The sequence below is a fragment of the Micromonospora sp. NBC_00421 genome, assembly GCF_036017915.1.
Taxonomy (GTDB): domain Bacteria; phylum Actinomycetota; class Actinomycetes; order Mycobacteriales; family Micromonosporaceae; genus Micromonospora.
Map to the genome: position 1 here is coordinate 1,317,869 of NZ_CP107929.1, position 12,435 is coordinate 1,330,303.

The 12,435-nt window shown below is 72.1% G+C and carries 1 protein-coding gene and 1 pseudogene; one reads left to right on the forward strand and one right to left on the reverse strand.

Going from position 1 to position 12,435, the window contains the following annotated elements:
• Positions 1-11,412 (forward strand): annotated as a pseudogene (locus OHQ87_RS05980) (SDR family NAD(P)-dependent oxidoreductase); the annotation flags it as partial.
• A gap of 76 nt (positions 11,413-11,488) precedes the next feature.
• Here OHQ87_RS05980 and OHQ87_RS05985 read toward each other — a convergent pair.
• On the reverse strand, positions 11,489-12,289 hold the full coding sequence (locus OHQ87_RS05985; RefSeq protein ID WP_328345680.1) for a response regulator transcription factor: 801 nt from the start codon (positions 12,287-12,289) through the stop codon (positions 11,489-11,491).
• Positions 12,290-12,435 lie beyond the last annotated feature (146 nt).

Sequence of the window (12,435 nt, forward strand, 5' to 3'; positions counted from 1 at the left end):
AACGAGCAGAAACTGCGTGACTACCTCAAGCGGGCCACCGTCGAGCTGAGAGAGAGCCGTCAGCAGGTCCAGGAGCTGGAGGAGCGCGCCGGTGAGCCGATCGCGATCGTGGGCATGGCATGCCGGCTGCCCGGCGATGTCACCTCTCCGGCAGACCTCTGGGAGCTGTTGAGCGCGGAACGCGACGCGGTGGGTGCCTTTCCCGAGGGCCGTGGCTGGGACCTGGAGGAGCTCTACCACCCCGACCCCGACCATCGAGGGACCTCGTACGCCCGCGAGGGTGGTTTCCTGTATGACGCGGACCGGTTCGATGCCGAGTTCTTCGGCATCAGCCCCCGCGAGGCGGCGGCGATGGATCCGCAGCAGCGGCTGCTGCTGGAGACGGGGTGGGAGGCCTTCGAACACGCGGGCCTCGATCCGACCGCGCTGCGGGGCACCCGTACCGGGGTGTACGTGGGTGTCATGTACGACGACTACGGCTCCCGGTTCCCCAGCGCGCCGGAGGGCTTCGAGGGCTATCTGCTCACCGGGAGCGCGGGCAGCGTCGCGTCGGGTCGGGTGGCCTACACCTTCGGGTTGGAGGGGCCGGCGGTCACTGTCGACACGGCGTGTTCGTCCTCGTTGGTCGCGCTTCATCTGGCTGCCCAGTCGTTGCGTCAGGGTGAGTGTGCGATGGCGCTCGCCGGTGGGGTGACGGTGATGGCGACCCCCGGGACGTTCGTGGAGTTCTCCCGGCAGCGGGGGTTGTCGCCGGATGGGCGGTGCAAGGCGTTCTCGTCGTCGGCGGACGGGACGGGTTGGGCCGAGGGTGTGGGTGTGCTGGTGTTGGAGCGGCTGTCGGATGCGGTGCGTGGTGGGCGTCGGGTGTTGGCGGTGATCCGTGGTTCCGCGGTGAACCAGGACGGCGCGAGCAGCCAGCTGACCGCGCCGAACGGGCCCGCGCAGGAGCGGGTGATCCGGGCTGCCCTGGCCAACGCGCGGTTGTCCGCCGCGGAGGTGGACGTGGTGGAGGCGCACGGTACGGGTACCCGGTTGGGTGACCCGATCGAGGCGCAGGCGCTACTGGCCACCTACGGCCAGGCCCGGCGGAACGACCACCCGTTGTGGTTGGGTTCGGTCAAGTCGAACATCGGTCACACGCAGGCCGCGGCGGGTGTGGCGGGTGTGATCAAGATGGTGATGGCGATGCGCGCGGGGGTGATGCCCGCGACGTTGCACGTCGACGAGCCGACCCCCGAGGTCGACTGGTCGGCCGGCACGGTGCGGCTGCTGACCCGGGCTCGGCAGTGGCCACGGCCCGACCGTCCGCGTCGTACAGGTGTGTCGTCGTTCGGGATCAGCGGGACCAACGCTCACGTGATCATCGAAGAGGCGCCGCGTGGGCGTGCCGTCGACCCGGTGACCGGGCCGGATGCCGTGGTACGACAGTCGGAGCCGGCTCTACCGACGCTGCGCGCACCGTGGTTGCTCTCGGCCAGGTCGGAGGCCGCCCTCCGGGCGCAGGCGAGCCGGCTGCTGGCCTGGCTCGCCGACCACCCCGAGGTCGACGACGCCGATGTCGCCGCCGCCCTGACCGTCGCGCGGGCCCAGCTGGAGCAGCGCGGCGCGGTGCTCGGCGCCGACCGGGCCGGTCAGCTCGCCGGCCTCACGGCCCTGGCGGCGGGTACGGCTTCCCCGCAGGTGGTGTCGGGTGCCGTCACCACCGGCGAGACGGCCTTCCTGTTCACCGGTCAGGGTGCGCAACGTGTCGGTATGGGCGCCGGGTTGGCTGAGGCATTCCCGGTGTTCGCCGCCGCTCTCGACGAGGTGTGCGCGGAACTCGATGCCCTGCTGGGGGTGTCGCTCCGCGAGATCATGTTCGGCGCGACCGGTGGTGCCGGGAACAGTGGCGGTGAGACCGGGCGCATGCCCCCGCTCGACCGGACGGAATTCACGCAACCCGCGTTGTTCGCGTTCGAGGTGGCGCTGTACCGCCTCCTGGCGTCGTTCGGCGTGACCCCGGACGTGGTGGTCGGGCATTCGATCGGCGAGCTGGCTGCGGCCTACGTGGCCGAGGTGTGGTCGCTGGCCGACGCGTGCCGGCTCGTTGCCGCCCGGGGTCGGCTGATGGGCGCGCTGCCGGCCGGTGGAGCGATGCTCGCCGCCGCGGTGCCCGAGGAGCGGGCGCGGGAACTGCTCGCGGCGGGGACGGTCTCGCTGGCCGCCGTGAACGCGCCCGTGGCGACGGTGTTCTCGGGCGAGACGGCGGCGATCGACGCACTGGCGGACCGGCTGGCGGGCGAGGGGGTGAAGACGAACCGACTGACGGTCAGTCACGCCTTCCACTCGGCACTGGTCGAGCCGATGCTTGCCGAGTACGAGCAGGTCGCCAGCTCGGTGACGTATCAGACCCCACGGATCGGCGTGTGCTCGACGGTGTCCGGCGCGCCGGCGGGCCCCGAACTGCTGACGCCGCAGTACTGGGTGCGGCAGGTGCGCGAGGCCGTGCGGTTCGCCCCGGCGGTGCAGTCTCTCGTCGACGCCGGCGTGCGCCGGTTCGTCGAGGTGGGTCCGGACGCGGTGCTGTCGGCGCTGACCCGCCAGACGCTGATCGACGAGGTGGCGTCCCGCTCGCTGGTCGCGGCGGCGGCGCGACGCGGCGTCGACGAGACCGACCAGTTCCTGCGGTTGCTCGCCGCCGCCCATTGCGCGGGCGTCACCGTCGACTGGACGCCGCTGTCACCGGGAAGACCGGTCGACCACCTCGACCTGCCTGGATACGCTTTCCAGCATCGCCGTTACTGGGTGCAGCCCGACGACGGCGCGCTAGGTGACCTGGGCCGCGCGGGTCTCGCCGCGCTCGACCACCCGATGCTGCGCGTCGGCGCGCCGCTTGCCGGTCGCGACGAATGGCTCTTCAGTAGCAGGCTCTCCACCACCGGTCAGCCGTGGATCGCCGACCACACGGCCTTCGGGGCGGTGCTCCTGCCCGGCACCGGGTTCGTGGAACTCGCGTGTGCCGCGGGCCGCCACCTGGACCTACCCGTCGTGGACGAACTCGTCCTGGCGACGCCGCTGCTGTTCGACGGCACCACTGCCGTGGACGTGCAGGTCTCGGTGACCGAGCCCGACCACACCGGTCGCCGGGGCCTGTCTGTCCACTCGCGGACCGTCACCGGCACCGCGCGGTCCGACCCGGGCGAGCCGGAGTGGACGCTGCACGCCACCGGCACCCTCGCCCCCGCCGACGATGTGCCGCCGGCCTGGACCGACCCGGACTGGCCGCCGACCGACGGCACGTCGATCGACGGCACACGGCTGTACGACCGGCTCGCCGACCTTGGATTCGGCTACGGCCCGACCTTCCAGGGTGTGCGCGCCGCCTGGGCCGGTGGGGACGACATGTTCGCCGAGGTGACGCTGGACGAGACGACAGCGGGCCGGGCGGCGGGCTTCGTGGTGCACCCGGCGCTGATGGATGCGATCTTCCACGCTGCCATCGACGGACTCGCCGACGGTCTACCCGACGGCCGGCTGCCGCTTCCGTTCTCCTTCGGCGGCGTCCGGGTGTTCCGGCACGGCGTCACCGGGGTCCGCGCCCGCATCATCCGTTCGGGTCCCGGGAAGGTGCGCATCGACGCCTGTGACGCCACCGGCGCCGCGGTGCTGTCGATCGACGCCGTGCTCGCCCGCCCCGCGGACGCGCGCGCTCTCGCCGGCGCCCGCAGCCCGCTCTACGCTCTCGACTGGACGCCGGTGACGGCACCTGCGGTGCCGGACCGGCACCTGCTCGCACTGGGTCGACCTGTCGCAGGTGGTGCCGGGACGTTCGGGGACGTCGCGGCGTTCGCGGCAGGCGGGGGCCACCCGGGCGCGGCCGTCGTCTGGTCGCCCGAGACGGCGACAGCGGACGGCGACGACGTCCCCGCCACCATCCGCGCCGCCGTGCACGACGCCCTCGTGGTGCTGCGCGGCTGGTTCGCCGAACCGGGCTGCGCCGAGTCGTTGCTGGTCGTGCTGACCCGCAACGGCGCAGGTCTGCCCGGTGAGACGCCGGACCCCGCGGCGGCGGCCGTCCGCGGCCTGGTGCGCAGTGCGCAGTCGGAACATCCTGGACGCATCGTGCAGGTCGACCTCGATGACGACGACCTCGCGGACCTGCGCCGGTGGATCGCCGTGGCGGTCGCCACGGAGGAACCACAGCTCGCGATCCGCGACGGAGTCACCCTGGCACCGCGGCTGATCCGTACCGCGACCGGCGGATCGACTGACGGGCCCTTCGGTGACGGGACGGTCCTGATCACCGGCGGCACAGGTGGGCTGGGCGCCGTCACCGCACGTCACCTGGTCACCCGGCACGGGGTACGCAGACTGCTGCTCGTCTCGCGCCGTGGCCTCGCCGCGCCGGACGCCACGGCGCTGGTCACCGAGCTGACCGGGCTGGGCGCCGACGTACGCGTCGCCGCGTGTGACGTCAGCGACCGCGCCGCGGTCGCGGCCCTGCTGGCATCGGTACCGGTGCACGAGCCGGTGACCGCTGTCGTACACACCGCGGGCGTGGTCGACGACGGCACCATCGAAACCCTGACCGCCGAGCAGGTGGACCGGGTGCTCGCCCCGAAGGTCGATGCGGCCTGGCATCTGCACGAGCTCACCCGCGACCTGGACCTGTCGGCGTTCGTGCTGTTCTCCTCCGCCGGGCCGCTGCTCGGTGGGCAGGGTCAGGGCAACTACGCGGCGGCGAACGCGGCGGTGGATGCCCTCGCCCGGACGCGCCGCAGTGCCGGTCTGCCCGCGCACTCGCTGGCGTGGGGGCTGTGGAGACTCGGCATGGCCGAGGCATTGAACGACCCGGGTGGCGAACACCTGGCGCGTCGGATCCGTACGCGTCTCGGTCTGTCCCCGATCGAGCCGGACACCGGCATGCAGATGTTCGACCAGGCGGTGACCAGCGACGAACCGATGGTGACGACCGCGCTGCTCGATACCTCCGCCCTCACCGCGCTGGGTCGACTCGGCACGTTGCCCGCGGTGCTGCGTGGCCTGATCCAGCTACCGGCGCGCCGCCGGACCGCCGACAGCCCGTTGCGCCAGCGGTTGCTCGACGCCCCCGCCGACCAGTGGGAGGCGCTGGTCCGCCACGAGGTCCGCGCGATCGCCGCCGCCGTCCTCGGCCACGAGTCGGCCGACGCCATCGAGCCCGAGACCCCGTTCGCAGAGCTGGGCCTCGACTCGCTCGGCGGAGTCGAGTTCCGCAACCGGGTGACCGCAACCACCGGTGTTCAGCTTCCGTCCACGCTGGTGTTCGACTATCCGACCCCCGCCGCCGTGGCGGGTTTCCTGCGTACCCGGATCGACGGTTCGACGCCGACGCGACCGCGTCCCACCTCGACCAGGGCCAGGGCCAGGGCCGACGAACCGATCGCGATAGTCGGCATGAGCTGCCGGTATCCCGGCGACGTCGGGAATCCTGACCAGCTGTGGGAACTGGTCGCCGGACGCGTGGACGCGATCACCCCGATCCCCGGTGACCGCGGCTGGGACCTCGACCACCTGTACGACAGCGACCCCGGCAAGCCTGGCAGGATCTACACCCGGGAGGGCGGATTCCTGCGTGCCGCAGGTGATTTCGATGCCGCCTTCTTCGGCATCGGGCCCCGTGAGGCAGCGGCGATGGACCCGCAGCAGCGGTTGCTGCTGGAGGCGTCCTGGGAAGCGATCGAGGATGCCGGCATCGATCCGACCGCGCTGCGGGGCAGCGACACCGGGGTGTACGCGGGCGTCATGTACCAGGACTACGGCTACGTGGCGCGCGCGGCCGCCGACGGTGCCGCGGAAGGCTACCTGGCGACCGGGTCGGCCGGCAGCGTCGTCTCCGGCCGGGTGTCCTACGCCCTCGGTCTGGAGGGACCCGCGGTGACGGTGGACACGGCATGTTCGTCGTCGCTGGTGGCCGTGCACCTGGCGGTGCAGGCGCTGCGTGCCGGGGAGACCTCGCTGGTCCTGGTCGGTGGGGTGACGGTCATGTCGACCCCGCTGCTGTTCGTGGAGTTCTCCCGGCAGCGGGCGCTGTCACCGGACGGGCGCTGCAAGGCGTTCGCGAGTGCCGCGGACGGTGTCTCGTGGTCCGAGGGCGTCGGCGTGCTCGCCCTCCAGCGGTTGTCCGACGCGGAGCGTGCCGGGCGTCCGGTGCTGGCCGTGATCCGCGGTAGCGCCATCAACCAGGACGGCGCCAGCAACGGCTTGACCGCGCCGAACGGCCCGTCCCAGGAGCGGGTGATCGCGCAGGCACTTGTCAACGCCGGGGTGAGCGCGGCCGAGGTGGACGCGGTGGAGGCGCACGGCACCGGTACCACGCTGGGTGACCCGATCGAGGCGCAGGCACTGATCAACGCCTACGGACAGGACCGCGTCGAGCCGCTGCGGATCGGGTCGTTGAAGTCGAACATCGGGCACACGCAGGCGGCTGCCGGTGTCGGCGGTGTGATCAAGATGGTGCAGGCGTTGCGGCACGAGCTGTTGCCGCCCACCCTGCATGTCGACGCGCCGTCGCCGCACGTCCAGTGGTCGGCGGGCGCGGTACGGATCCTGACCGAGGTCGAGCCGTGGCCGGCCGGGAAGCGTCCGCGCCGGGCGGGGGTGTCGTCGTTCGGGATCAGCGGGACCAACGCACACGTGATCCTCGAAGAAGCACCGGCGGTCCCGCGGCCGGTCGATCTACCGCGTCCGGCGGTCGTGCCGTTGTTGCTGTCCGCGCGGACGACAGCCGCGCTGCGGGCCCGGGCACGTCAGCTGTACGACGCGCTGTGCGACAGTCCGGAGTGTGACCTGGCCGATGTCGCGGCGACCCTGGCGCTGCACCGCGCGCGGCTCGAGCAGCGCGCCGCCGTCGTGGGTTCGGACCGGGAGACGCTGCTGGCGGCCCTGGCGCGCCTGGCAGCCGGCGAGCCCGGACCGGGCGTCACCGACGACACCGGTCGGACAGGCACGACGGCGTTCCTGTTCACCGGCCAGGGCGCGCAGCGGATCGGGATGGGTGCCGGGCTGTACCGGGCGTTCCCGGTCTTCGCCGCCGCGCTCGACGAGGTGTGCGCGGAATTCGGAGCACACCTGGGGCAGCCGCTGCGGGAGGTGATGTTCGCCGAGACGATCGAGAATCCGCTGGACCGCACCGAGTACACCCAGCCCGCGTTGTTCGCGTTCGAGGTGGCGATGTGCCGCCTCGTCGAGTCGTTCGGCGTCCGACCGGATGCGGTGGCCGGGCATTCGATCGGCGAGCTCGCCGCGGCGTATGTGGCAGGTGTCTGGTCGTTGCCGGACGCGTGCCGGCTCGTCGCGGCCCGAGGTCGATTGATGGGGGCGCTGCCGACAGGCGGGAGCATGCTGGCCGCCGCGGTACCGCAGGAGCGGGCCGTGGAACTGCTGGCGGTGGGCGACGCCGGGCCGGCGGTCGCGACGGTCTCGCTGGCCGCGGTGAACGCTCCCGATGCGGTGGTCTTCTCCGGAGACACCGAGGCGGTATCGGCGCTCGAATCGAGGCTGGTGGCCGAGGGCGTCAGGACCAGCAGACTGCGGGTGAGCCACGCGTTCCACTCCGCCCTGATGGAGCCGATGCTGACCGAGTTCGCGCAGGTGGCCGGGGACCTGACGTACCACGAGCCACGGATACCCCTGTGCTCCACGGTCTCCGGTGAATTCGCCGGCGGGTCGGTGGGTACGCCCGAGTACTGGGTACGGCAGGTGCGCGAGACGGTGCGTTTCGCCCCGGCGGTGCGGTCACTACTCGATTCGGGTGTGCGTCTGTTCGTCGAGCTGGGGCCGGACGCGGTACTGACGGCCATGACCCGAGCCACTGTGGCGGCGGACCCCGCAGCGCGCGCATCGGTGGTCGCTGGATCCCGTCGTACGGTCGCCGAACCCGAGCAGTTCGTCACCGCGCTGGCAACCGCGCACTGCGCAGGCCGGCCGGTGCGGTGGGCGGCCTACTTCGGAGCTCGACCGCAGACCCGGATCACGTTGCCCACCTATCCCTTCCAGCACGAACGATTCTGGCTGCTCCCCGCTGAGGCCGCCGCGCCGCTCGCCGGTGCCGACTCCGTCGACCACCCGCTGCTGCACGCCCGGGTGCAGCTCGCCGGCAGGGACGAGTGGCTGTTCACCGGCAGGCTCTCGCTGCGCACGCACCCCTGGCTCGCCGACCACACCGTCTTCGGCACCGTCCTGATGCCCGGTAGCGGATTCGTGGAGCTGGCTCTGGCCGCCGGTGCCCGGCTCGGCGTGCCGCGCCTGGCGGAGCTGGAACTCGCGGCGCCGCTGGTCCTCACGGCCGACGGTGCCGCCGATGTTCAGCTCGCGGTGGGCCGACCCGACGCCGGTGGGCAGCGGACCGTGGCCGTCCACGTCCGCACCGCCGACGCCTGGGTGCTGCACGCCCAGGGCCTGCTCACGCCCGCCGCGCCGACCGCCGCACCGGACTGGTGCCAGCCGTGGCCTCCGATCGCCGGCGATCCGGTCGACGGGCAGCAGGTGTACCGCGCACTCGGCGACCTCGGCCTCGGGTACGGCCCGGTGTTCCAGGGTGTCCGTGCCGCGTGGTCGCGTGGCGAGGAGGTGTTCGCCGACCTGGCGCTCGACACCGCCACCGCAGCGCGGGCCACCGCCTTCGGACTGCATCCGGCGCTGCTCGACGCGGTGTTCCATGCCGCTGTCGGCCAGCTCGCCGAGAGCGGGTCCGACGGCCGGGTGCCACTGCCGTTCGTCTTCCACGGTGTCCAGCTGGCACAGTCCGGCGTCGGTGCCTTGCGTGTCCGCGTCGCCCGCGTCGCACCGGACGCCGTGCGCGTGGACGCGGTCGACGCGACCGGTGCCCTCGTGCTGAGCATGGAGTCGGTGCGGGCCCGCCCACTCGCACAGCAGGCGTTGGCCCGGCTGCGCGGTGCGGCACCGTTGTTCGACCTCGAGTGGGTCGCCGTGCCCGCCGTCGCCGAGGCGGACGCCGGGCGCGTCGTGGTGCTCGGCGACCCGGCGGCCGTCGCGGCCCCGGAACCCCCGACCTGCTGCGCCGACCTCGCCGACCTCGCCGTGCTGCAGGATGTTCCCGACACGGTGGTGTGGCCGGTGCCCCGCGGAACCGGTGCCGGCGCGGCGGACATACACGCCGCCGTGCTGACGGCGCTCGCGCTGTTGCAGGAATGGACAGCCGCCGAACACCCCGGCCGACTCGCGATCGTGACGCGCACGGCCGCCGGACTGCCCGGCGAGGAACCCGATCTGGTCGGAGCCGCCGTGGCGGGCCTGGTGCGTAGCGCACAGTCCGAACATCCGGGCCGGTTCCTGCTCGTCGACCACGACGGTGACACCCTGCCGATCAGGTCGCTCGCCGAGGCCGTGGCCCGGGACGAACCCCACCTGGCCGTTCGTGAGGGTCGGCTCCTGGCACCGCGCCTGCAGCCGCTGCCCGCCGCCGCACCGCTCATGCCACAGTCGTTCGGCCACGGCACGGTGCTCGTCACCGGCGGCACCGGCGGGATCGGTGCGATCGTCGCCCGACACCTGGTCGCCGCGTACGGCGTACGGCGGCTGCTGCTGGCATCGCGGCGCGGTGCCGCCGCTGACGGTGCCGCCGATCTGGTCGCGGAGCTGACCGGACTCGGCGCCCGGGTCCGGGTCGTGGCGTGCGACGTCACCGAACGCACCGCGGTCCAGGCCCTGCTGGCCGGGATCGACGTCGACGCCCCGCTGACCGCCGTCATCCATGCGGCGGGTGTCCTGGACGACGGCACGCTCGACACCCTCACCGCCGCACAGACGACCCGGGTGCTGGCACCGAAGGTAGACGCGGCACTGCACCTGCACGAGCTGACCCGTGACCTGCATCTGTCGGCGTTCGTGCTGTTCTCGTCCGCCGCGCCGTTGCTTGGTGGACAGGGACAGGGCAACTACGCCGCCGCGAACAGCGTGCTGGACGCGCTGGCACGTGTGCGGCGCGGTGCCGGCCTGCCCGCGCACTCACTGGCCTGGGGACTGTGGACCGTCGGCATGGCGGGGGTGATCGGCGGGGACGGCGCGGAGCAGCACGCCCGCCAGATCCGGACCAGGCTGGGCCTGATCCCGATCGACCCGGAGGCCGGGATGGCGCTGTTCGACGACGCACTCGCGACCGATCGGGCGACCCCGGTGACGGCACTGCTGGACATGCCGGCGCTGACCGCCCTGGCACGCGGCGGCACACTGCCCGCGGTACTGCGTGGCATGGTCCGGGTCCCCCCGGCCGCTGCCCCTACCGGGGTGGGCCTGGCGCGGCGGTGGGCCGCGCTGCCCGACGCCGACCGCGACCGTGTGATCCTGCGCGAGGTGCGCGACGTCGCCGCGGCCGTGCTCGGCCACGTGTCCGGCGACGCGATCGGCGCCGACGCGCCGTTCGCCGAGCTCGGTTTCGACTCCCTCGGTGCCGTCGAGTTCCGCAACCGGCTCGCACAGCTGACCGGGCTGTCGTTCCCGTCGACGCTGGTCTTCGACCATGCGACCGCCGCCGACGTGGCGAAGCTGGTGCGATCGCGGCTCGAGGAATCCGGCGTCGGCGTGGTGGAGCAGGCGCCGGCCGGCGTGCGCGGGACGATCACCGGCCTGGTGTCGGCGGCGCACCGACGCGGTGAGTTGGCAGGGGCGATGCCCCTGCTGGTCGCGGGCTCCGATCTGATGACCACCTATCCCGCCGCCGAGGCCGCCGCGCGGCACCCGGCTGTGCAGTTGCTGGCGCGCGGTGCCGCGGCGCCGACGCTGATCTGCCTCCCCTCGTTCCTGGCGGGATCGGGTCCGCACCAGTTCGCCCGGCTCGCCCGCGAGTTGGGTGGCGAGCGGCAGGTCGGTGCGTTACGGCTGCCCGGCACTCGCCCGGGCGACGACCTGCCAGCCACCTGGGCCGCAGCGATCGAGAGCCTCGCCGCGACCGTAGCGTCGGAACTCGAGCGGGGCCCGGTGGCGCTCGTCGGCTATTCGATCGGCGGTGCGCTCGCCCACGCGGTCGCCCGGCGGATCGAGGACGACGGCGGCGAAGTCACGGGCGTCGCCATGATCGACACGTACTCCCCGGAGGACCACGAACTCAACCGTCTGGTGCTCACCGACGCGCTGGGGCAGATCCTGTCCCGGGACAACGCCCTGACCCCCGTCGACGACCACGGCCTGGTCGCCATGGGCGGTTACGTGCGGATGTATCCCGAGCGGAAGGCCGAGTCGATCGCCGCACCGACGCTGAATCTGCGGGCCACCGTGACGCTGGGCAGCTTCGGCGACGTCGACCCCGTCCCTGACTGGCAACACCGTGGGCCGGTCCGGTGGGTCGAGGCGAATCACTTCTCGATCATCGAGGAGAAGGCGGCAGAGACCGCCGCGCACCTCCGGCGCTGGCTCGGTTCACTCGGCGGTCGTTGATCTGTCCACCGGGTGTCCGGAAGGGAGCCTCATGCAGCCGTGCCGACGGACGGCACGTCATCGAGCGGTCGGCACCTCACACCACGAGGAGCCCCAGATCCAGGGCCCGGACAACCGCGAGGGTTCGGTTCGGGCAGTTCAACTTGGCCAGGATGATGCCGACCGTGCGTTTGACGCCGTGTTCGGAGATCCTCAGCGACCGGGCGACCTGTCGATTGCTCTGCCCCTCGGCAATGAGGCAGAGTACCTGGCGTTCCCGTGCGGTCAGGGCGACCGTCGGCGCGCGCTTCGAGGTGGTGTCGTCACCGGCCTGGTCGGGTGTCGTCACGGATCTGCGAACCAGGGCCGCGGACACGTGGAACCGGCCGGCCTCCACGTCGACGATCGCCTCGCGGAGGGTCTCGGGCCGGAGATCCGCCCAGTCCAGGAAGCCGTTCGCGTGGTCGACCCACCACTGGTCGACGATGTCCTCCGAGTCCAACAGGATCAACACCCTCATGTGGTGGATGCGCAGCTGCTCGGCGATCTCGTCAGGCACCTGGTTCAAGGAATTGCTGGAAAAAATGACGAGCTGCCCGTCGCGGAATGTCGAGAGGCCTTCGATGTCCGTGATGAACTGCGCGGTCAAGGGGATGTCGAGTGAGCGGAACATCCCCTCGATGCTGTATCGACGGATGTGATCCTGGATCATCAGCACGATGTGGAGGTTGGTGTCGGTGCTGCCGGTCGCCATCGCGATCGCGGTCCGCAACGGCGATCGCCCGACCTGCAGGAACCGGCGGTCACGTGGATCGGGCAACAGGTAGTCGCCCTGCGGGGTGAGGGATCCGCGATCTTCACTGCGTGAACCCGCTCGCCACTTCACCCTGTCGTCCACGCCACCCATGTCAGTGATCCCCCGATTTTCGCGTCTTAATCTCGAAGGGCCCGAACCCATAGACGAGCATGGCACGAGTTTGCGGGGACCGTCCACCCCGGAACGAAGTAGCGGGAGCAATTCATGATCATCATTGGACCTGATGC